The following is a 20,904-nucleotide window of genomic DNA, read 5'->3' as shown; positions in this document are numbered from 1 at the left end:
TCGTTGATGTAGCAATTGGCCGCACGAGTCCAGTGACGCAGGTCAGCGTTGCCGTCGCTTCCGTCCGAAGCTGCCAATCCGTCTTTTGCTGTCTGATTGCGCCACATCAACTGCTCTGGCGATCCAAACTGTCATGCTCGACGTCATCGTTCACAGATGAAGCCCGGCATGCGTCGAACATTCAATGTCATCTTTCGTTGGCTCACTTTGCTGGGATGGCGGGACGTCACGACCGCTCCATTCGACTGTGCGATCGAACTTGCAGTGTTCGATGTCGATCCGCGCAGGCTGGCGTTTCCCTGCCTGCGCCACGGCGACGCATGGGTCGACGCCACAACAATGCAGCCCATAGAGGTCTCGCCGACGCACTGGCGCTACTGGCAACCCGAGGTCCTGCCGATGAGTTGCTGCTGACCATGTCTCGGCTTGCATCCATCGACAGATTGCTCGCAGTTCTGAACCTGCGGTCGCATCGTGCGACGTCTTGCTGGCGAATGGCCGCCGGTCTGATCCTGGCGTTTGCCTGTACCGCGCTGACCGTCGCTGCCGCGGTCGCGCTGGTTCATTTCCACCACTCGGATACGCCGTGATCGGTGACAGGCTCGTCATCGGCGATGGCACGCCACGCCGCGCCGTCGAGGTCGTCATACTGGCCGCTCTTGAGCGACCAGAGAAATCCGAGCAGGCCGAGGAAGCCCAGGGCGAGCGCGAGCGGAACCAGATAGACCAGGACTTCCATCAGACAGCCTCCCTCGCTCGCGCCCTCAGCGCATTGAGCATGACCAACAGCGACGAGCCAGACATCGCCGCTGCGGAAATCAGCGGCGTAACGAGGCCGGCGATCGCAACCGGCACCGCCAGCGCATTGTAGATCACGGCAAGCCAGAGGTTCTGGCGCATCAGATGCAGCGCCTTGCGCGAGACCTTGACCGCCACCAGCACCGGCGCGAGACAGTCGCCGAGGAAGACCGCATCCGCGACGGCCTGGCTCATGTGAGTGGCGCTGACCGGTGACATCGAAGCGTGTGCTGCGGCGAGTGCAGGCGCATCGTTGAGGCCGTCGCCGACCATCAATACCTTGCAGCCCCCTCGCGCCAGTTCCTCAATGCGCGCGATCTTGTCGACCGGAAAGACCTCGGCGCGCCATTCGTGGATGCCGAGCATTCCGGCCGCGAACCGCACCGCAGGTTCACGATCACCGGAGACGATCTCGACCGCGATGCCGAGGCGATTGAGGTTCGCGATAATCTCAGCCGCGTCCGGCCGCATCTGTTGCCGAACGGCAAAGACGAAGGTCGCGTCGCCATGGCTGAATGCGACAATGGACGCCTCGGGATCACGGCTGAGCATCTCGTTGGCGAGGTTCTCGGCGTTGCAGAACGAGGGCCGGCCAAGCCGGATCGGCTGCCCGTCATGATAGCCCCGAACGCCTTGCCCCGGCTCCTCCTCGATATCAGTCAATGGCTCGGTGGCACCCGCGGCGCGCGCCACGGCAGCGGCGACCGGATGGCGGCTCGACAGCGCCAATCGGCCTGCGATCTCGACGACGTTGTCGGGAAGGTTCGCCAGATTGGCAACATCGAGCTCGGGGAGCGTCAGCGTACCCGTCTTGTCGAAGATGACCCGGTCGATCTCGGCGATGCGCTCGATCGCGTCGCCGGCATTAAGCAACACGCCGGAACCGAACAGCGCGCCGGACGCGACCGTCTGCACAGCCGGGATCGCAAGGCCCAGCGCGCAGGGACAGGTGATGATCAACACTGCGATCGCCGTGACGATCGAATCGTGAAGCGTTGCACCGTAGGCGAGCCAGCCCACCATCGTCAGAAAGGCGGCTGCGTGCACGACCGGGGCATAAAGCCGCGATGCGCGCTCTGCGAGGCGCAAATAGCGTGAGCGCGCCTGCAGCGCTTGGTCGAGCAGCCGAGAGATCTCGGCAAGCAGCGTGTTCTCCGAGGCCGCCGCCGCGCGGACACGGAGCGTACCCGACCGCACCAAAGTACCGGCGAAGACCGCGCTGCCCGGCGCTGCGCTCACCGGCAGGGTCTCGCCGGTGATTAGGCTCTGATCAATCTCCGAGCGTCCCTCGATCACGTTGCCGTCTACCGCACAGCGTTCGCCGGGCCTCAGCAGTACGATGTCGCCGGGCCTGATCGCCGCGGCGGGTACCGTCTTGATCTCCGTGGAGCTGATGAACTTCGTCGCGGTCTCCGCCTTCAGTGCGGCGAGATTACCAGCGAAGGTGCGGGTACGCCGCCGCATGTTCTGGTCGAGATAGCGGCCCGCGAGCAAAAAGGCGATCAGCATGATCGCTGCGTCGAAATAGGCGTGTTCGGCGTGGCTGATGGTCTCGACAACCGACATCGCCAAGGCGAGCACGATGCCGATACTGATCGGGACGTCCATGTTGACACCCCGCGCGCGCAACGCAGACCACGCGGAAGCAAAGAACGGTTGCGCCGCATAGGCCGCGGCCGGTAAGACGATCAACGCCGACAGCCAGTGGAAGAAGTCGCGCTGCTCCGGCAGCATGTCCGAGACGTTGCCGGACCAGACTGGAATTGACAGCATCATCACGTTCATCGCGGCAAAAGCGGCGACGCCGAGCCGACGCAGCAGGCCCTGGGCTCGCTGGGCTTCGCGATACTCGGCATCGTCCTGCTTGAATGGATGGGCCTTGTAGCCGAGTTCCGCCAAGCGCTTCACGAACAGTGCCGGATCAAGCGCGCCCGGCCTCCACTCCAGCGCCAGCCGACTATCGGCGAGGTTCACACGCGCAGAAACCACATCCGGAATACTGGATAGGTTGCGCTCGATCTTGGCCATGCAGCCGGCGCAATTGATACCTTCAACTGCGAGATCAAGGTGAACGAGTCCCTCACCCGCACCTTTCAAATAGTGGGAGAAGTCGACTTCCGCCTGCATGCGCGCTGCCTCAATCCAGGACGATACGATTCTTCGACAGAAACATGCGGCGGCCGCCGGCGTCGCCCTCGATCACGAGGTCCCATTGTCCGGCGGCGACGCCGTCGACGCTGCCGCGGTAGCGGCCGTGATCGGCTTCGGTCATCTCGATCGCGTGGTCGGCGCGGTCGTCGGTCGGCCGCTCCAGCCGCGCGATGAAGGTCATTCCGGCAAGTGGGGTCCCAGCGTGGTCGCGAGCCTCGATCGCAAGCGACGCCGCGCCATCGGATTGCCGCTCGACATGAGCTTCAATCCGCCAGTTGCGCTCATTCTGTCGCCTCGCGGCGACGATCTCACGCTGGTAGGCGAGACTTGCGCGATAGGCGCTATCGACCTCCGTTCCCGGCAGGGTCGCGATCGCAAAGCGGATCATGACCACGTTGACACTGATGACGACCGCGAAGAATGCGACCGTCGCGATCAGGACGAAGCGTCCGGTAATCGGTCGCGCGCTTGGTGTCGTTATGCTCATTGTGGCGTTTCCATCGGCGGTCGTTATGGGAGAACGAAATGATCAGTTGCCGAGGCGACCTCTCCTAGACCGATATCGGTTATGCGGAACCTAATCGGCACGGATTTGTCGGCATTCGCCGCGAACGGTGCGGTCACCAGTACGCGCAGCTCGCTGCTGGTATCGCGTGCAAGAACGATCATTGGACGATCCGGCGTCACCGAATCGATGCCAATGACGTGGAACTTGGCGGCCGGCGGCCCATCGACATCGATCGCGATGACGCGGTCGAAGCCGCGCTTGTTCAGAAAACGCAACGTGTAGCCGTTGCGGATCGAACCATCGCTGAGGCGCACCGCCACCGGATTGCGGTCATGCAGCACGTTGATGTCCAGCAAGGTCCGGGACATCAGGGCGTAGAGCATCACCGCGCAGACCACGGTGATCAGGCCGGCATAGACGACCGTCCGCGCCCGAACCGGCTTGAAGATCTCTTGCTTGCCGGCAGTGCGGCGCTGGATATTGATGTCGTTGTCATAGCCGATCAGGCCGGTCTTGCGGCCGACCTTGGTCATCACCGCATCGCACGCATCGACGCACAGGCCGCACTGGATACAGCCAAGTTGTGCGCCATCGCGGATGTCGATCCCGGTCGGGCAGACCGCCACGCACTGATTGCAGTCGATGCAATCGCCGGCCTTTTTTCCAAGCGCACGGATGTCGAAAGCCTTCTTCACCGAGCAGCGCGGCTCGCCACGATCATATTTGTAGGTGACGTTGAGCGCCCATTCATCGGTCAGCGCCGCCTGAATGCGCGGCCACGGGCACATATAGACGCAGACCTGCTCTCGCATGTAGCCGGCCAGGAGATAGGTCGAGGCGGTCAGGATCGCGATCCAGATATAGGCGAGCGCGGGTGCCTGGAGGGTGGCGAGGTCGCGTACCAATGTCGGGGCGTCGGAAAAGTACAGCACCCAGGCACCGCCGGTCCACCACGCGATCACGAGCCAGATCGCATGTTTGAGCACGCGCCGACCGGCCCGCTTCACGGTCATCGGTCCGGCATCGGCCTTGATCTGTTCGCGACGGCCGCCTTCCACGAAGCGCCCGACGGCATAGAACAGATCGGTCCAGACCGTCTGCGGGCAGAGATAGCCGCACCAGATGCGGCCGCCCAGCGCGTTCATCAGGAACAGCGTGAAAGCCGCGAGCACGAGCAGGCCGGTGAAATAATAGACCTCCTGCGGCCACAGCTCGATGAAGAAGAAATAGAAGCGTCGGTTGGGAAAATCGATCAGTACGGCCTGATCGGGCGCGCCGAGGCCGCGATGCCAACGCATAAACGGCAGCAGGTAATAGATTCCCAGGCAGACGGCCATCAGCCGCCACTTGATGGAGCGGAACCGTCCCGACACGCTCTGTGGAAACACCTTCTTGCGAGGCGCGTAGAGCGGTCCGGTTTCGCCGGTCATGAGTTCATCGGGCGGCACGGGCTTGTTCATGCGTCTGCTCGGGTGAGACGGTTAGTCGATGCTACATCGACGTCTCGGTGCCGATTTGACCTCGATCAGCAGTCTCGGAAATGGCACCCGCTATGGCGGCGGTTACTTGCCGCCTCCTAGCGAGTGCACATAGACGGTCAGCGCCTTGATGGTGACCGGATCCAGACGACCGACCCAAGCCGGCATCACGCCGGCGCGGCCGTTGGTGATGGTCTCGATCAGTGTCGCCTCGTCGGAGCCATATAGCCAGATCTGGTCGGTCAAGTTGGGCGCACCGACCTCCTGATTGCCCTTGGCATTGTCGCCATGGCAGCTCGCGCAGTTCTCGGCGAAGGTCTTCTCGCCGGCCGCCGCATCGAAGTTCGGCGCGGTGGAAAGACCGGAGAGCGAGCGCACATAGTTGGCAACGGTGACGATCTCATCCTTCTTGAGGATCCCGTCCCGTCCGAATGCCAGCATCTGGCCTTCATGCGCCTTGGCATGTCCGGACCGCGCCCCGAACTGAATCGTCTGCGTGATCTGGTCGAGCGTGCCGCCCCACAGCCAATCGTCGTCGTTGAGATTGGGAAATCCCTTGGCGCCAGCGGCTCCGCTGCCGTGACATGGCGCGCAATTGTCCGCGAACACGGTCTTTCCGCGAGCGCGCGCAAGCGCCAGCAGGGCTGGATCATTCTCGATCGCGGCCAGGGAAGCGCTGCCGAGGACTGCCATTTTCTCACCACGCAGCTCCTCGAGGTCGGCCAGGTCGGTCGCGACGCTGGCGCGGGTCGAGTAGTGGAGCAGTCCGGAGGTATAGCCCGAGACGAGCGGCCAGGCCGGATAGACGAGCCAATAGCTGATCGCCCAAATGATCGTGGCGTAGAACGTCAATATCCACCACCGTGGCAGCGGCGTATTCAGCTCTTTGATGCCGTCCCACTCGTGACCGGTCGTGCTGCGGCCGGAAACATGGTCAATCTCGCTATGCTCGCTCATGATCGATCAATCCTCCCGCAGCGGCATCCGGGCTGCGGCATCGAAGAGAGATTTGTTGCGGGGCCAAAGCGCGTAGGCGACGATGGCGATGAAGAGTCCGACAAAGATGGGGGTCCAGACCGTGCCGACCAGGCTCGACGCAAAATTCTCGACCTGAATGATCGCTTTCATTCTCGTGCCCTCAGCGCAAATTGGCTTTTTCGTTGTAGAGCTTGAAGTCGACGAGCGTGCCGAGCATCTGCAAATAGGCGATCAGCGCGTCGAGCTCGGTCGGATTGCCGCCCTTGCCGTCGAAGTTGCGAACCAGAGCCTTCGGATAACGCTTCTGGAACGCGTCGGAGCCAGCACTGTCGGGATCAGTCTGCGCCTTCAGATCGGCGGCCGCGTTGGCGATCTGCTCGTCGGTATAGGGAACGCCGACCGCGCGATTCGTGCGCAGATGAGCCGCAATATCGGACGCGTCGAGTTCAGCCTTTGCGAGCGACGGATATCCGGGCATCACCGACTGCGGCACGATCGCCCGCGGGTCGGTCAAATGGGTGACGTGCCAATCGTCGGAATATTTGCCGCCGACGCGCGCCAGATCGGGCCCGGTGCGCTTGGAGCCCCACTGGAACGGATGGTCGTACATGCTTTCCGCGGCCAGCGAGTAGTGACCGTAACGCTCGACCTCATCACGCAGCGGCCGAATCATCTGCGAATGACAGAGATAGCACCCCTCGCGGACGTAGATGTTGCGACCTGCAAGTTCGAGCGGGGTGTAGGGCCGCACGCCGTCGACCGCCTCGATCGTGCTCTTGAGGTAGAACAGCGGGGTAATCTCGACCAGCCCGCCGATCGCGATGACGAGGAGAATACCCGCGATCAGGATGATCGAGTTCTTCTCAAAGATCTTGTGTCGGTTCCAGAGAGACATCGTGCGACCTATTCAGCAGGCTGGAGGAGGCCGGCGCCCTCGGTCTCATTGATCTTGCCGGCATTGACCGTCATCCAGAGATTGAAGGCCATGATCAGCGCGCCGACCAGGAACAGCGCGCCGCCCGCAGCGCGGATGATGTAGAAGGGATGCATCGCCTCGACGGATTCGATGAAGGAGTATTCAAGGAAGCCAAGAGACGTATAGGCCCGCCACATCAGGCCCTGCAGGATCCCCGAGACCCACATCGCGGAGATGTAGAGCACGATGCCGATCGTCGAGATCCAGAAGTGCCAGCTGACCAGCTTCAGGCTGTAGAGCGACCGATTCCAGATCCAGGGCACGAGACAATACAGCGCACCGAACGAGACGAAGCCGACCCAGCCCAGCGCGCCGGAATGCACATGACCGATCGTCCAGTCCGTGTAGTGGCTGAGCGAATTGACGACTTTGATCGACATCATCGGGCCTTCGAAGGTCGACATGCCGTAAAAAGCGACCGAGACCACCAGCATGCGCAGCACAGGGTCGGTACGCAGTTTGTCCCAGGCTCCCGACAGCGTCATCAGGCCGTTGATCATGCCTCCCCAGGAAGGCATCCAGAGCATGATGGAGAACGTCATGCCGAGCGTCTGGGTCCAGTCGGGCAACGCGGTGTAGTGCAAGTGGTGTGGACCGGCCCAGATGTACAGGAAGATCAGGGCCCAGAAGTGGATGATGGAGAGCCGATAGGAATAGATCGGACGCTCGGCCCGCTTCGGAATGAAGTAGTACATGATCGCCAAGAAGCCTGCAGTCAGGAAGAAGCCGACCGCATTGTGGCCGTACCACCACTGGAACATGGCGTCCTGCACGCCGCCCCAGGCGATGTAGGACTTGGACCCGAGAAACGAGACCGGAAGCGCTGGATTATTGCCAAGATGCAGGACCGCGATGGTGATGATGAACGCGAGATAAAACCAGTTGGCTACGAAGATATGCGGCTCGTTGCGCTTCACGAGCGTCATCAAGAACACGAGCAGATATGTGACCCAGACGATCGCCAGCCAAAGGTCGGCATACCATTCCGGCTCGGCATATTCCTTCGACTGCGTCACGCCGAGCAAATATCCGCTACCGGCGACCAGGATGAAGAAGTTGTAGCCAACCACCACGAACCAGGGTGCAAGGTCGCCCGCAAGACGCGTGCGGCAGGTCTTCTGCACGACGTAGAAAGAGGTCGCGATCAAGACGTTGCCGCCGAATGCGAAGACCACCGCCGAGGTGTGCAGCGGGCGCAGCCGACCGAATGTAGTCCATGGCAGGTTGAAGTTGAGCGCGGGCCACGCCAGTTGGAGGGCAATCAGTAGGCCCACCGTAAAGCCGGCAATGCCCCAGAACATTGCCATTGTGGAAGCGAATTTGATCGGACCGAGATAGTAGTTCGGCCTGCCGCCGATCGCTTGCGGCGGCAACGTGGCCGGACGATCATAGTAGCGATTGAGGATCACGGCCGCAGCGATCAGGCCCGCTACTGAGGCAAGCGAGGCATGAAACGTAAAGGCCGCGTCGTGTCCCATTGCCGCGGCAAAAAAACTGGTGAAGGCAAGGACTGCGGATGCAGACATCAGGCAGGCTTCACCCGTCGTCATCGACTTTGAAACAGGGGGCGGACTAGTCATGTCGAGGCTTTCCTTGAATGCGAGGAAGCTTGGGAAACCAGGGTGGCCAGTCACCAGATTGAGTGACGTTAATCGCCGAACGAGGGCACTTGTCGTCCATTGCGCGGCCAAGCGCTCTCAATGTCAGTTCGTCCGGGCGGCATCTCGGCGGGCTCGCCCGCTCTCTACGAAGCTCTGCACCACGGGGCAGCTTTTCGAGACACAAGCCGCATATTCCCTGAAGGTCGCCTGGCGCCTCATTGCGCGAGGTGACGAGCGCGCCTTCCGATGAGCGGGCATGCGCCAGACGCCTCCGCAGAAGTGCAGGAGTGGTCGGCCGGAGGGGCAGGGCGCGGAAATCCCACTTGGAGAGCCTTGGTTCGCGCGCGACCTCCTCGACCGTCCGGTCGGTCATTTGAGAAAAGTCCGCTGCTGGGACCGCAGCGAACGCAGACGATCGAGGGCGCGCTCTAACAGCGGAGATGCGTTGCTGTTTGATTGAATGACCATTCTTTGCACCCATTGGCCCTCCGTAGCGGATGGTCGCAGGTGCAGGTTTGATCTGCGTCAAATGAAGGTCACAACGATCGAGAAACGCAGTCCACGTGCCGTATTGAACTGGTCTGTGCCTGCGCGTTAAAAGGGTGTTCGTGGCCACATGCACAATTGGCGCGGGTCGCCCGTCAGCACCGGCTTCTGCCAGCGCTTGGAAGTGGCACATCAGCCCTTTGCTGATCTGCCTTGGCTGTCGATCCGCGCCGCGAAAGGATCGTTTTCAATCGTTAAATTGGGCCGGCCGGCAAACTCCTCATCGATCAACATAGCTGCGCTGAGAAGCCCAGCCTGCTCGACCTGGCGCGGGTCTGATTTTCAGCTTTTGCAACCGCGCAAAACCGAGAATACGAGTTTGTCAGGTGTAAGAGATGCGACCGCAGCGCAGTTCAATCACCGTGTGGCGGCGAGCAGCACTGTCCAAAAAAAAGTTCCGCGCCTAGCCGCCCCATCCCGGCGGTAACGCCGGAGGCGTTCGAAGCTCCATCGCGTCCGCAAAGATGGTCCAGTCGCGGACGCCCTTCTGTTTGCAGAAATCGGCCTCTGCCTGCTGGGCCGCTGCGGTGAGAGAGGTGGCATCGACCTTGAATGCCGCCTGGCAAGCGCGATGTTCGTGACCTGCGTCGTCGCAAACCGTCTTGATAAATCGAATATCGAATGATGGCATCGCTATCTCTCTTGTGAGCTGCTCAAGTCTACGGATGTTGCCATCGGAGATCGATCTCTGTCTTGATCTGCCGCAACAGGTATGGCCCAAGAAGCGAGCGGGATCCGCCACCCCGAGACCGGCAGCCGGTCCCACAGCACGCTGTGTCGACTAGCTAGGGCCATGATCGATATCAGCGATTCCATCATGGGAATCAGCCACCAGGTTCGTGGGAGGCTTTCCGAGCCGCCTTATGGCGGTGAACGGACGAGGTGTAGAGGTCAATATGCACGGATGCTCGCGCACGTCCTGGGGATCACGGCCGGGTCAGGCAAGCGCCGCCAACTCTCCCAGCGCACGGTTCTCTCCCATTGTCGCATCTGGGCTGGGTCGTGACGACATTCCCACATTGATGCATGTCTACTGAGACGTGCGCAGCCCCGCGCGGACGGTGGCTTCCAATCAGCAAACGCTGTAATGTAAATCAGGTGTAAGGCTTGCCGGCGTAGCATCTGACGGCGACCGGTATCGCCGCTCCCCAGAGTGGCTGGCGGCAGTCAGCCCGATACACGATTACGGAATCGGTGTCACCGCAAAGGGCGAACAAGGACCATGACTGCGCGACCAACAATTCTCGTGATCGACGATGATCCGGCGATGCGAGATTCGTTGACTTTCCTGCTGGAGGTGAACGGCTTCGCCGTGGCTGCGTATGAGAGTGCGATCGAGTTTCTCGATCATTTTGCGGATGGTCAGTCCAGTTGCATAATATCTGATATTCGCATGCCTGGCATGACGGGGCTTGAACTGGTCCGCAAGCTGAAGTCCGACCACGCCAGTAGTCCTGTCATTCTGATGACTGGTCACGGAGATGTGGCACTCGCGGTGGAGGCAATGAAGGCCGGAGCAGCGGACTTCATCGAAAAGCCGTTCGATGACGAAGTGCTTCTGCGTGCGATCCGTGACGCCTTGGAGTCGCCGCCGAAAGTTACCGATAATAGCGTAAAGCTGCAGGCTGAGGCTCGCCTGGCTGACTTGTCACCACGCGAGCGTGACGTTTTGCAGGGACTGCTGACGGGCAAGATTAATAAGGTGATCGCCCACGAGCTGGGCATCAGCCCGCGCACGGTTGAGGTTTATCGTGCGAACTTGATGGCCAAGACGAACGCGCGGAACATGTCGGAGCTGATGAGGGTCGCGATCGCTGCAGGACTTTAGGGGCAACGGCAGAAAAGCATCGACCCGGTCTGCACCTGAAGAGTCGAGCCCCGCGCCGAGCGCCTTTGTCAAGCCTCGGCCAGAACCAGGCGAGGCGGCAACAATAGCGGTTTTCAAGTGGCTGCCGCCGTCTCCCCAGCGTAACCTACCCCATAATCATAGCGGCTAGGAGTTGCGGCGCTGGAATATACCTAGCGCACACGACAACGAAGCTGCGCTGGCGCAGGAACTCGTCTCATACAAAAGCAACAAGTCGACGGAGGCCACCGATCGGTTGATCTATTTTGTCGAGACCTTGAGGTTCAGCGCAACACCAACAAGCGCGCGTTGAGTTCTGCCTTGCCAAGGCCAGTTAGCGCCTGCGCGGCCCGTTGATCGATCGCCAGCAGAAGAGCGTCGCCCGCATGTTCAAGCAAGACATTGATCTGTATGTGGAATATGACCGCTCGGCGTTTGAAAACAATTGTTGTTCATCCGAAATCCGATGGCTGCCGGTGACGCCTGAGGCATTTCATAATGTCCGGGCGGACGAAGAGCGCCGCAGCGACGGCTTCACCCGCATCGTTAAGCTTGTCGCGAGTCGATGCGGAAAAGAGAAGTTGCCATCCTGCCGGTTGGCGTGCGCTTTCGTGCGCAATGTCGTGTTCACGACATCTCGGCGATTGACCGGTGGCCAGACTGTGCGCGCCGCGTTTTGTTTTGGGTCCAATTGACCGCGCAGCGTGCCCGTGCGCGACGCCGTCGGCGATTGGCCCGGTCTTTGCTCTGTTGCTTTCCAGTCATGTGCGGCTATCCGCTTTGTCGGGACTTCCGCTACAGATCGTGGATTTCTATGAGACGAAAGGCGACGCGTGAACTTGAGTTCTTTGACGAATAAGGTGCTCGGCACCGGCCCTGGCGCGACATGCACAGCGCCGGCGGTCGAATGCGGGGCCGATGATGGCCGGAATAGTGGCGTCCGATACGTTTCAGGGAGCCTCCCCGTCCTGAACACTGCCACCTCGGATCGACCAGCGAGCTTCACGCTTCACAACGGCCTACAGGTAGTGGTGATTCCGGATCATCGCACCCCCGTTGTGACCCAGATGATCTGGTATAAGGTCGGCTCTGCCGACGAGCCGCCAGGCAAATCGGGGCTCGCGCACTTCCTCGAACACCTGATGTTCAAGGGTACGGCCAAACATACTGCGGATGAATTCGTCCGGGCTGTGCTGCGAGCCGGCGGCACCCACAACGCCTTCACTGGGGTCGACTATACCAGCTATTTCCAGCAGGTGCCGCGCGAGAAGCTCGGCCAGATGATGGAATTTGAAGCCGACCGCATGACCGGCCTCATTCTCGAAGATAAGAACGTGCTGGCCGAGCGCGACGTCGTATTGGAGGAATTCAATATGCGCATCGCCAACAAGCCGGATGCGCAGCTCGCCACGCAGATGATGGCAGCGCTTTACCTTAACCATCCCTACGGCCGGCCTGTGATCGGCTGGCGCCAGGAAATCGAACAGCTCGACTACAAAGACGCGCTCGCCTTCTATAAGCGCTTTTACGCGCCGAACAACGCCATACTTATCATCGCCGGTGACGTCGAGGCCAACGAGATCCATCCGATGGTGGAGCAGCATTTTGGTGACATTCCCCCGCAACCATCGATCCCTGCGAAACGGGTGCGACCGCAGGAGCCGACGCCGGCCGCGCCGCGTACAGTGATGCTGGCCGATGCCCGCGTCAGGCAGCCGGCCTTGGGCCGCTGTTACCTCGTGCCATCGGCTTACACAGCCTCCTCCGGCGAGAGTCCGGCGCTTGATGTGCTCGCGCGATTGATCGGCGGCGGCGTCAACTCCTATCTCTATCGGGCGCTGGTCATCGACAAGCAACTCGCGATCAGCGCCGGAGCGAGCTACCCTCGTAGCTCGCTCGATCATTCGCACTTCATGATTTTTGCCACACCGAAACCCGGTGTCGGGTTCGCTCAGATTGAGCGCGCCGTCGATGAGGTGATCGCCGATGTTGCGCATAATCGCGCGCGCGAGGAGGATCTTCAACGAGTCAAGACGCAGTTGATGGCGCAAGCAATCTACGGTCAGGACGATCAGGAAGTACTTGCGACTTGGTATGGCCGCGGGCTCACGACGGGACTGAGCATCGACGATATCCGAGGTTGGCCGGACGGCGTCCGCGCAGTCGGCGCCCAGCAGGTGCGCGAAGCCGCGCGGAAATGGCTCAACAAAAAACGCTCGGTGACCGGCTATCTCACCCAAGAGTCAATGCCGAGGTAGAGGAGAACCGATCATGACGTATTCCTTCACACGGCGGGACGTCCTCCTCGGCGGCGCCTCGCTTTCCGTCGCGATGCTCGCCTCGCCACCTTCGCTTTCCGCAGCCAAGGCGCTTGCCGCAATCAAGATCCAGCGGCTGGTCTCGGCGTGCGGTATAGAAGCCTGGTTCGTGCAGGACGCCACTGTCCCGTTGATCGCGATGCAGTTTGCTTTCGGCGGCGGCGGGACCCAGGACCCCGCCGACAAACCAGGCGTCGGGCGCATGGTTGCGGGCCTGCTCGACGAAGGCTCCGGTGATCTAGACTCCAAAGCCTTTCATGAGCGGATCGACCGTCGCGCCATCGAGCTGAGCTTTGAAACGACTCAAGACGAATTGCGCGGCGCCTTGCGCACGCTCGAGGGCGATAGGGAGGAGGCCTTCGACCTGTTACGGATGGCGCTAATCTCGCCACGTTTCGACGCGGTCGATGTCGAACGGATCCGTGCCAGCGTGCTTGGGCGCCTTCGGCATGACTCGACCGATCCTTCGTCGCTCGCCAACCGCAAGTTCTTCGAAGTCGCCTTTCACGATCATCCCTATGCTCGCCCGACTGGAGGCACACTCGAGAGCGTGCCGAAGATCGAGATCGCAGATCTTAAGGACTATGTCCGACGGGTGATCGCAAGAGACACGCTCAAGATCGCGGCCGTCGGCGACGTTGAGCCGGAGACCCTTTGCAAACTGCTCGATAAGACCTTTGGCGGCCTGCCGGCCAAGGCGGATTTGAAGCTGATTCCCGACGTGATCGCAGCAAAGCCGCCACAGCAGGTCTTTATCCCGCTCGATGTGCCGCAAACAGTTGTGACTTTCGGCGGACCCGGCGTCCGCCGCAGCGAGCCCGATTTCATGGCGGCCTATGTCGTCAACCACATCCTGGGCGGCGGGGATCTGTCGTCGCGGCTGTTCCGCGAAGTACGCGAGAAGCGGGGGCTGGCCTATTTTGCCAGCGAGCGATTGGCGTGGATGGATCATTCCGCCGTGTTCGTCGGCCATAGCGGCACCCGCACCGTTCGCGCCGATGATACCGTCGAAGAGATCGCGAGGCAGGTCCGCCAAATTGCCAAGGAAGGACCGACCCAACAAGAACTCGATGATGCAAAGTCTTACCTGAAGGGCTCGCAGATGCTGGCTCTCAACACATCATCAAAGCTTGCGCGAACGCTGCTGCAGCATCAGCTCGACAGGTTGCCGATCGACTATATCGAAAACCACAACGCAATTGTGGATGCGGTGACATTGGAGGATGCCAAGAGAGCGGCAGAGCGGCTCTGGGGCCAGGGTCTGCTCACCATCACGGTCGGTCGTCCCCCACAGGGCGCAGGCCAAGCGACCACCGCGCCATCGGCTGCGACGCCCCCGCCAAGCGCCGAGCAGCCAGGCGCAACGCCATCCCCGACGATACCGGGCAGACCGAATTAGCCGTCAGGCAACCGGCGCGTGGGCGCGAGCCTCGCGTGCTACCGTCCTCCTTGCGGTCGAGAGCCAGAAAGTGGGGGCCGCGGGCGCAAGATCGAGCTCAAACTGTTGGTCCGGCGGCTAAGCCACCAAAGACGGCCGCCGCGCGAGCGAGATCGTTTGCGGACAGACGATGATGCGCTTGCACACGAAAGCGATTGGTCAGGCTTGATTGCGAACCAATCGCCCCTCGCTAAAGTCAGGTGGCTGCATCGCGAATCCGCAAAAGAAATGGCCTCTGCAATGCAGAGGCCATGGCGTGCGATTTCCGAACCTCAACTATAACCGCGCGTAGCCAGATCGGTTCTGACGCAGCGCATTTGCCGGGCGCCTCACCCGGACCGTCTAAGCCTGACGAACCCTCCTTCGGTCAATTCCGCCTTGTATGTCCGACCGTCGATCGCGATGGTCGTTGGATTGTTGGCGGTAGGCATGAAACCCGTTTCGCGCAACTTCTCAATGAGGGCTGGCGGGGCCCACTGCTCCGGAAGCGGGAACCCACGCCGTCTGGCCTCTAGGATGAATGCTCCGAAATCCGGCAGCCCCGCGGGGCCGGTGCCGATCCGTTGATCCTCCGGAGGATTGTGGATGAGGCGAACGCCGTCAGACGGGCTCAACGCAGCCGTGTAGCGATGTCCCCTGATCTCGTAGGTCATCGTGGGTTGATCCGAGTCCGGCAGGAGACCCAGATGACCCAGTCTCTCGACCATTCGGCCCGGGGCGGCTTGGGAGCCCTGCGTAAATTTCTCGGGAACGGAGAATGAGACATCATATACCGTCTCCTCCGGGGCGGCGGACGATGATGGTCCGGCTTCATTCATGATCTGATCGAATAGATCACGATCCTGTTGAGTCCAGGTGTAGGAGTGTGGGGATCCCGGGGATCCGCCGCCATCGATCGGATTGAAATCCATATGGCTTTCCTTCGGTTTTGAGAACACAGCCTCTCTTGCGGATCGGCCAGCGGCTATCCCAGATTCGTCATCAGTTCAGTCATCGGCCACGTCGGCATTGAGAGGCTGGATTCTCATGTTAGGGCGGTTAGCTTGCCAGAAGCTGACGAGGTTCGGCGAGAGAAGGCAGGCCGGCGGACGGCTTCTGGACGGCAAGACCCTGTCATGGCTGTTTTGGCCCACAAAAGGTGGCGAACGGCAAGCGAAAGCCGCCTCCTGCGAGCGATGTCAGATCGTGCTGCCTGGTCGGCTTCCTCACGTCAACGTTTCAAATCGGACGCGCATGGCGCTAAGGGGATGGGTGGCGGATCACGGCTATCAACCTGCACGTTCATATGATGCGCCTCATTAGACTTCGCACCTAAGTCGCAATCGGTCCATCAATTGGGCATTAGGCGGCTCATGGCGTTCGGTCCCGTCGTGTAGGAGCTCGCGGGCTTGCACGAGAATTGCCATCCAGCTTGCGGTTGCCGGAAGAGCGGTTCGACAGCAGCTCGCCAATCCTTGCCATAAATCGCAAATCGCCTGCTATCTGTCAGACTGTCCATGACTTCTTGGCCTGCTTCTTGCTGTCCTGCATGTCAGCAATTTGTTGCGGCCGATAACCGATCACAGGGAAGGGATTATGGGTGATGCTACGGACACGTTTTACAGCGTGATCAGACGTCAGGGTATCACGCGTCGCAGTTTCTACAAATTCTGTAGCTTGACCGCAGCGACTCTTGGGCTCGGTTCACCTGGAGCAGGCCGTATCGCCGAAGCGCTGGAGACGAAGCCGCGTGTGCCCGTGATCTGGATGCACGGTCTCGAATGCACCTGTTGCTCGGAAAGCTTTATCCGCTCGGCCCACCCATTGGTCAAAGACGTCGTGCTGTCGATGATTTCACTCGATTATGACGACACAATCATGGCTGCGGCTGGACATCAAGCCGAAGCCATTCTCGAGGAGACCCGCGCCAAACACGAGAACCAATATGTGCTCGCCGTCGAAGGCAATCCGCCGCTGAATGAGGGCGGCATGTTCTGCATTGATGGTGGCAGGCCCTTCGTTGAAAAGCTGAAGTGGATGGCCGAAGCCTCGAAGGTGGTCATCGCCTGGGGCTCTTGCGCGTCCTGGGGTTGCGTGCAGGCGGCCAAGCCCAACCCGACTAACGCGACGCCGATCGACAAGGTGATCACGAACAAGCCGATCATCAAGGTGCCCGGCTGCCCGCCGGTCGCCGAAGTCATGACCGGCGTGCTGACGTTCATCACCACTTTCGGAAGGTTGCCTGAGCTCGACCGCCAGGGGCGTCCAAGGATGTTCTACTCTCAGCGCATTCACGACAAGTGCTATCGGCGATCCCATTTCGATGCTGGCCAATTCGTCGAGGAGTGGGACGATGAGGCTGCGCGCAAGGGTTATTGCCTCTACAAGATGGGTTGCAAGGGGCCGACCACCTACAACGCCTGCTCGGCCGTACGCTGGAACGGAGGAATTTCCTTTCCGATCCAATCCGGCCACGGCTGCCTCGGTTGCTCCGAGGACGGCTTCTGGGACCAGGGCTCGTTTTACGACCGACTTACAACCATCAAGCAATTCGGCATTGAGAAGAGCGCCGATCAGATCGGGATGGCCGCCGCCAGCGCAGTCGGCGTAGCCGTTGCGGCGCATGCAGCGGTCACGGCCGCGAAGTGGCTGACCCGTGAACGGCAGGGTGCAGCCGAGGAAAATGATCGAGTGCCCGGGAAGGACAACGATGGACGCCGAGACCACTAACAAGTTCAAGCTCGATGGGGCCGGAAAGCGTATTGTTGTCGATCCGCTGACCCGGATCGAGGGGCACCTTCGCGTCGAGGTCAACCTCGATTCCCACAATGTGATCTGCAACGCCGTCTCAAGCGGAACGATGTGGCGTGGCATCGAAACCATCCTCCGTGGGCGCGATCCGCGCGACGCCTGGGCGTTCACCGAACGGATTTGCGGTGTCTGTACCGGCGCCCATGCGCTCACCTCCGTGCGCGCCGTTGAAAATGCTCTCGGAATCACAATTCCGGACAATGCCAACTCGATCCGCAATATCATGCAGCTCTGTCTGCAGGTGCATGATCACCTGGTGCATTTTTATCATCTGCACGCGCTGGATTGGGTCGACGTCGTCGCCGCGCTGAAGGCCGACCCGAAGGTGACGTCGGTGTTCGCACAGTCGATCTCTCCCTGGCCACTTTCATCACCGGGATATTTTAAGGATCTACAGATCAGGCTGACCAAATTCGTCGAATCAGGACAGCTCGGCCCGTTCAAAAATGCCTATTGGGGGCATCCGGCCTACAAGCTTCCGCCAGAAGCGGACTTAATGTGCGTAGCGCATTATTTGGAAGCGCTCGACTTTCAGAAGGAGATCGTCAAGATCCACGCCATCTACGGTGGCAAGAACCCGCATCCGAATTGGCTCGTCGGCGGCGTGCCATGCGCAATCAACGTTGATGGCACTGGCGCGGTGGGAGCGCTCAACATCGAGCGGCTCAATCTGGTCTCCTCGATCATCGACCGCTCGATCGAGTTTGTCGAACAAGTTTACCTACCCGACATCGCCGCGATTGGATCGTTCTACAAGGACTGGCTCTATGGAGGCGGGCTATCGGGTGTCAACGTGATGTCCTATGGCGACATTCCCGAAATCGTCAATGATTATTCGAGCAAAAGTCTGAAGCTGCCGCGCGGCGTTATTCTCAATGGCAATCTCAAGGAGGTTTTGCCCATCGACCACGCCGATCCCGACCAGATTCAGGAATACGTCGCGCACTCCTGGTATGAATATCCTGATGAATCGATCGGACTGCATCCTTGGGATGGCATAACCGAGCCGAATTTTCAGCTTGGGGGCAAGACCAAGGGCACCAGGACGGAGATCAAGGAACTCGACGAAGGCGGCAAGTATTCCTGGATCAAGGCGCCCCGCTGGCGGGGCAACGCCGTCGAGGTAGGTCCGCTTGCGCGATACATCATAGGTTATGCGCAGGGCAATCCCGAGTTCAAGGATCCGACCGAGAAGCTCCTCAAGGCCCTTGATCTTCCCGTCTCCGCGTTATTCTCCACGCTTGGCCGGACTGCGGCGCGCGCGCTTGAATGCCAGTGGGCGGCGCATCAGATGCGTTCTTTTCAGGACAAGTTGGTCGCTCGCATCACGGCGGGTGACACAGCAACCGCCAATGTCGGCAAGTGGAAGCCGGACTGCTGGCCGAAAGAGGCCAAGGGCTACGGCTTTAGCGAGGCGCCGCGCGGGGCGCTCGGGCACTGGATCAAAATCAAACAGAGCAAGATCGACAACTACCAATGTGTCGTGCCAACGACGTGGAACGGCTCGCCTCGTGATTCCAAGGGCAATATCGGCGCATTTGAAGCCTCTCTGATCAATACGCCGATGGCTGATCCCCAGAGGCCCCTGGAGATCTTGCGTACGATCCATTCCTTTGATCCATGCTTGGCGTGCTCGACGCACGTGATGGGGCAGGACGGGCAAGAAATGGCATTCGTCAAGGTTCGGTAGATGGTCATGCGGGACAAGACCGGGCAAGTTCCCACACCTCATATGGCCGTCGATGCCGAACAAGGTGATCGTAACATCGACCGAGCTGTCGTCGACGTCCATCAAGCGCCAGTACGTCTGTGGCATTGGATCAACGCGATGGCGATTTTAGTGCTGGGCAACACCGGCTACTTGATAGGGACGGGGACACCGGCCATGCCAGGAGAGGCAAGCGACAATTTCCTGTTCGGCTATATCCGCTTTGCGCACTTCGCCGCAGGCTATGTGCTGACCGTCGGCTTCTTGCTGCGGATCTACTGGGCGTTCTTGAGTGGCCCCAACGCCAGGCAAATCTTCTACGTGCCGCTCTGGCGTCGCTGCTTTTGGAGCGAGCTGTGGGATGCGATGCGCTGGTATGCCTTGCTTGAAGTTAAGCCGAAGAGGCATGTCGGCCACAATCCGCTAGCTCGGCTCGCGATGTTCTTCATGTTCACGCTGACGGTCGCGTTCATGATCGTCACCGGCCTTGCCCTTTACGCGCAGGGCTCCGGCAACGAAAGCTGGCAGTATAGCCTTTTTGGCTGGGTGTTCGCGATCTGGCCGAACGGTCAAGACGTCCGCACGTGGCACCATCTCGGCCTATGGATGGTTCTGACCTTTGCAATCGTTCACGTCTATGCCGTGATCCGGGAAGACATCATGTCGCGCCGGGGCGTCATATCCTCCATGATCTCGGGCCAGCGTGAATTCCGCGGTTGATGCTGATGGCGAAACCGACAAACACGAGACGGATCCTGGTGCTTGGCATCGGCAATATCCTATGGGCCGATGAGGGGTTCGGCGTGCGGGCCGTGGAAGAGTTTCATCGCCGGTATGTCGTCTCCGAAAACGTCACCATCCTCGAAGGCGGCACGCAAGGGCTCTACCTGGTCAATTTTCTCGGCGAGGCTGATTGTCTGATCGTGTTCGATGCCATCGACTATGGGTTCCGGCCCGGGCAGTTGGAGCTTGTGCGGGGCAGCGACGTGCCGAAATTCACCGCCGTCAAGAAGCTGAGCCTGCATCAGATCGGATTCCAGGAGGTCTTAAGTGCGGCAGTCCTGCTCGGCCGCTGCCCGCGAGAGCTCGCGCTGATCGGTTGTCAGCCATTGGATCTGGAGGATTGGGGCGGGCCGCTGACTGCTCCCGTGCGCGCTCAAATTACGCCGGCGATCGAACTGGCCTGCGAACTGCTCACGCAATGGGGGGCGCCGCCAAAACTGCGCACCAGGCCATTGCCGGCATCGGAGCGCTTGCTCGCAAACGATATCGACCATGCGAATTATGAGATGAAGGGGCGGCCGATGTAGCGGCGCAGACTATCATGTGCCTTGGCCTGCCAATGACGATCATCGAGACCGACGGCATGTGGGCGCTATGCGAGCGCGCCGATGAGCGGCGGCGCGTCTGTGTCATGCTGCTCTGCGAGCCGCCAGTTGGCGCGAAGGTGCTTGTTCACATCGATGCCGCAGTGCGGCTCCTGGATGACGACGAAGCGCGGTTGATCGCGCAGGCGCTCGATGGTCTCGATGCAGCCCTCAATGGCCACAACTGTGATCATTTCTTCGCGGATTTGATAGATCACGAGCCTCTGCTGCCTAAGCACCTCCGCTAGCACGCGACCGCCATCGGTCCTGTTCGCCAATTTCATGGAGAGCAACGCTCGAGCCGAAGACAAGCCTTGTGCGAAAGATGTCACACTGGTGATCCAGGCCGAGGGGCAATCGGTCGCAAGCAACGCTTGGCACGTGCCTTGCAAATACCTCAT

At 60.5% G+C, this 20,904-nt stretch carries 20 protein-coding genes; 10 read left to right on the top strand and 10 right to left on the bottom strand.

Annotation, left to right across the window (positions count from 1 at the left end; translation table 11 throughout):
* Window positions 1-156 precede the first annotated feature (156 nt).
* A complete protein-coding gene (locus tag MTX23_RS28745; RefSeq protein WP_280973499.1) occupies window positions 157-414 on the top strand; it encodes a hypothetical protein in 258 nt (85 codons plus the stop codon).
* A gap of 148 nt (window positions 415-562) precedes the next feature.
* Here the strand turns inward: MTX23_RS28745 and ccoS are convergent, their stop codons facing one another.
* The 9 genes from ccoS to MTX23_RS28700 form a co-directional block, all read right to left on the bottom strand.
* A complete protein-coding gene (gene ccoS / locus MTX23_RS28740) occupies window positions 563-739 on the bottom strand; it encodes a cbb3-type cytochrome oxidase assembly protein CcoS (RefSeq protein WP_280973498.1) in 177 nt (58 codons plus the stop codon).
* Entirely contained in the window at window positions 739-2,925 is a 2,187-nt protein-coding gene (locus tag MTX23_RS28735) for a heavy metal translocating P-type ATPase (RefSeq protein WP_280973497.1), read from the bottom strand. Before MTX23_RS28735 ends, ccoS begins: the two co-directional genes overlap by 1 nt.
* Window positions 2,926-2,935: 10 nt before the next feature.
* Entirely contained in the window at window positions 2,936-3,436 is a 501-nt protein-coding gene (locus MTX23_RS28730) for a FixH family protein (protein ID WP_280973496.1), read from the bottom strand.
* A 23-nt stretch (window positions 3,437-3,459) separates the two neighbouring features.
* Window positions 3,460-4,917: a cytochrome c oxidase accessory protein CcoG gene (gene ccoG / locus MTX23_RS28725; RefSeq protein ID WP_280973494.1), complete on the bottom strand. Its 1,458-nt coding sequence runs from the start codon at window positions 4,915-4,917 to the stop codon at window positions 3,460-3,462.
* Window positions 4,918-5,019: 102 nt separating this feature from the next.
* Window positions 5,020-5,892: a cytochrome-c oxidase, cbb3-type subunit III gene (gene ccoP, locus MTX23_RS28720; protein ID WP_280973492.1), complete on the bottom strand. Its 873-nt coding sequence runs from the start codon at window positions 5,890-5,892 to the stop codon at window positions 5,020-5,022.
* Between the two features lie 6 nt (window positions 5,893-5,898).
* Window positions 5,899-6,063 carry a cbb3-type cytochrome c oxidase subunit 3 gene (locus MTX23_RS28715; protein ID WP_280973491.1) on the bottom strand — a complete coding sequence of 55 codons (165 nt, stop codon included), beginning with the start codon at window positions 6,061-6,063 and terminating at the stop codon, window positions 5,899-5,901.
* Window positions 6,064-6,073: 10 nt separating this feature from the next.
* Complete coding sequence (gene ccoO / locus MTX23_RS28710; RefSeq protein WP_280973490.1) at window positions 6,074-6,808, bottom strand: cytochrome-c oxidase, cbb3-type subunit II; 735 nt, start codon at window positions 6,806-6,808, stop codon at window positions 6,074-6,076.
* Between the two features lie 8 nt (window positions 6,809-6,816).
* On the bottom strand, window positions 6,817-8,439 hold the full coding sequence (gene ccoN, locus MTX23_RS28705) for a cytochrome-c oxidase, cbb3-type subunit I (RefSeq protein WP_280978242.1): 1,623 nt from the start codon (window positions 8,437-8,439) through the stop codon (window positions 6,817-6,819).
* 1,000 nt (window positions 8,440-9,439) lie between these two features.
* On the bottom strand, window positions 9,440-9,667 hold the full coding sequence (locus tag MTX23_RS28700; RefSeq protein WP_280973489.1) for a hypothetical protein: 228 nt from the start codon (window positions 9,665-9,667) through the stop codon (window positions 9,440-9,442).
* 591 nt (window positions 9,668-10,258) lie between these two features.
* Between MTX23_RS28700 and fixJ the strand changes: the two genes are divergently transcribed.
* From fixJ to MTX23_RS28680, 4 genes are all read left to right on the top strand, one after another.
* A complete protein-coding gene (fixJ, locus tag MTX23_RS28695; protein ID WP_280973488.1) occupies window positions 10,259-10,864 on the top strand; it encodes a response regulator FixJ in 606 nt (201 codons plus the stop codon).
* A gap of 371 nt (window positions 10,865-11,235) precedes the next feature.
* Complete coding sequence (locus MTX23_RS28690; protein WP_280973487.1) at window positions 11,236-11,577, top strand: hypothetical protein; 342 nt, start codon at window positions 11,236-11,238, stop codon at window positions 11,575-11,577.
* A 273-nt stretch (window positions 11,578-11,850) separates the two neighbouring features.
* Window positions 11,851-13,140: a pitrilysin family protein gene (locus MTX23_RS28685; protein WP_280978241.1), complete on the top strand. Its 1,290-nt coding sequence runs from the start codon at window positions 11,851-11,853 to the stop codon at window positions 13,138-13,140.
* Window positions 13,141-13,213: 73 nt separating this feature from the next.
* On the top strand, window positions 13,214-14,599 hold the full coding sequence (locus MTX23_RS28680; RefSeq protein ID WP_280978240.1) for a pitrilysin family protein: 1,386 nt from the start codon (window positions 13,214-13,216) through the stop codon (window positions 14,597-14,599).
* Between the two features lie 368 nt (window positions 14,600-14,967).
* Here MTX23_RS28680 and MTX23_RS28675 read toward each other — a convergent pair whose 3' ends face one another.
* Window positions 14,968-15,549: a hypothetical protein gene (locus MTX23_RS28675; RefSeq protein ID WP_280973486.1), complete on the bottom strand. Its 582-nt coding sequence runs from the start codon at window positions 15,547-15,549 to the stop codon at window positions 14,968-14,970.
* A 664-nt stretch (window positions 15,550-16,213) separates the two neighbouring features.
* On the opposite strand from MTX23_RS28675, the gene MTX23_RS28670 reads away from it, so the two are divergent.
* The 5 genes from MTX23_RS28670 to MTX23_RS28650 are packed head-to-tail and all read left to right on the top strand — an operon-like array spanning window position 16,214 to window position 20,751.
* Window positions 16,214-17,347 carry a hydrogenase small subunit gene (locus MTX23_RS28670; RefSeq protein ID WP_280973485.1) on the top strand — a complete coding sequence of 378 codons (1,134 nt, stop codon included), beginning with the start codon at window positions 16,214-16,216 and terminating at the stop codon, window positions 17,345-17,347.
* A complete protein-coding gene (locus MTX23_RS28665) occupies window positions 17,328-19,118 on the top strand; it encodes a nickel-dependent hydrogenase large subunit (RefSeq protein ID WP_280973484.1) in 1,791 nt (596 codons plus the stop codon). The genes MTX23_RS28670 and MTX23_RS28665 overlap by 20 nt, the downstream gene beginning before the upstream one ends.
* A gap of 6 nt (window positions 19,119-19,124) precedes the next feature.
* A complete protein-coding gene (gene cybH / locus MTX23_RS28660; RefSeq protein WP_280973483.1) occupies window positions 19,125-19,856 on the top strand; it encodes a Ni/Fe-hydrogenase, b-type cytochrome subunit in 732 nt (243 codons plus the stop codon).
* Window positions 19,857-19,861: 5 nt separating this feature from the next.
* Window positions 19,862-20,446: a HyaD/HybD family hydrogenase maturation endopeptidase gene (locus tag MTX23_RS28655; RefSeq protein ID WP_280978239.1), complete on the top strand. Its 585-nt coding sequence runs from the start codon at window positions 19,862-19,864 to the stop codon at window positions 20,444-20,446.
* 14 nt (window positions 20,447-20,460) lie between these two features.
* A complete protein-coding gene (locus MTX23_RS28650) occupies window positions 20,461-20,751 on the top strand; it encodes a HypC/HybG/HupF family hydrogenase formation chaperone (protein ID WP_280973482.1) in 291 nt (96 codons plus the stop codon).
* Window positions 20,752-20,904: the final 153 nt, after the last annotated feature.

The sequence above is a fragment of the Bradyrhizobium sp. ISRA436 genome (genome assembly GCF_029910015.1).
Classification (GTDB): domain Bacteria; phylum Pseudomonadota; class Alphaproteobacteria; order Rhizobiales; family Xanthobacteraceae; genus Bradyrhizobium.
Note: the sequence above shows the minus strand (reverse complement) of the source record. Positions and strands in the feature narration are given on the sequence as shown.

Excerpts from the sequence above, each read along its gene's own strand:
- MTX23_RS28745 (WP_280973499.1), top strand. The coding sequence starts at position 157 with ATGAAGCCCGGCATGCGTCGAACATTCAATGTCATCTTTCGTTGGCTC.
- ccoS (WP_280973498.1), bottom strand. The coding sequence starts at position 739 with ATGGAAGTCCTGGTCTATCTGGTTCCGCTCGCGCTCGCCCTGGGCTTC.
- MTX23_RS28735 (WP_280973497.1), bottom strand. The coding sequence starts at position 2,925 with ATGCAGGCGGAAGTCGACTTCTCCCACTATTTGAAAGGTGCGGGTGAG.
- MTX23_RS28730 (WP_280973496.1), bottom strand. The coding sequence starts at position 3,436 with ATGAGCATAACGACACCAAGCGCGCGACCGATTACCGGACGCTTCGTC.
- ccoG (WP_280973494.1), bottom strand. The coding sequence starts at position 4,917 with ATGAACAAGCCCGTGCCGCCCGATGAACTCATGACCGGCGAAACCGGA.
- ccoP (WP_280973492.1), bottom strand. The coding sequence starts at position 5,892 with ATGAGCGAGCATAGCGAGATTGACCATGTTTCCGGCCGCAGCACGACC.
- MTX23_RS28715 (WP_280973491.1), bottom strand. The coding sequence starts at position 6,063 with ATGAAAGCGATCATTCAGGTCGAGAATTTTGCGTCGAGCCTGGTCGGC.
- ccoO (WP_280973490.1), bottom strand. The coding sequence starts at position 6,808 with ATGTCTCTCTGGAACCGACACAAGATCTTTGAGAAGAACTCGATCATC.
- ccoN (WP_280978242.1), bottom strand. The coding sequence starts at position 8,439 with ATGACGACGGGTGAAGCCTGCCTGATGTCTGCATCCGCAGTCCTTGCC.
- MTX23_RS28700 (WP_280973489.1), bottom strand. The coding sequence starts at position 9,667 with ATGCCATCATTCGATATTCGATTTATCAAGACGGTTTGCGACGACGCA.
- fixJ (WP_280973488.1), top strand. The coding sequence starts at position 10,259 with ATGACTGCGCGACCAACAATTCTCGTGATCGACGATGATCCGGCGATG.
- MTX23_RS28680 (WP_280978240.1), top strand. The coding sequence starts at position 13,214 with ATGCTCGCCTCGCCACCTTCGCTTTCCGCAGCCAAGGCGCTTGCCGCA.
- MTX23_RS28675 (WP_280973486.1), bottom strand. The coding sequence starts at position 15,549 with ATGGATTTCAATCCGATCGATGGCGGCGGATCCCCGGGATCCCCACAC.
- MTX23_RS28670 (WP_280973485.1), top strand. The coding sequence starts at position 16,214 with ATGGGTGATGCTACGGACACGTTTTACAGCGTGATCAGACGTCAGGGT.
- MTX23_RS28665 (WP_280973484.1), top strand. The coding sequence starts at position 17,328 with ATGGACGCCGAGACCACTAACAAGTTCAAGCTCGATGGGGCCGGAAAG.
- cybH (WP_280973483.1), top strand. The coding sequence starts at position 19,125 with ATGCGGGACAAGACCGGGCAAGTTCCCACACCTCATATGGCCGTCGAT.
- MTX23_RS28655 (WP_280978239.1), top strand. The coding sequence starts at position 19,862 with ATGGCGAAACCGACAAACACGAGACGGATCCTGGTGCTTGGCATCGGC.
- MTX23_RS28650 (WP_280973482.1), top strand. The coding sequence starts at position 20,461 with ATGTGCCTTGGCCTGCCAATGACGATCATCGAGACCGACGGCATGTGG.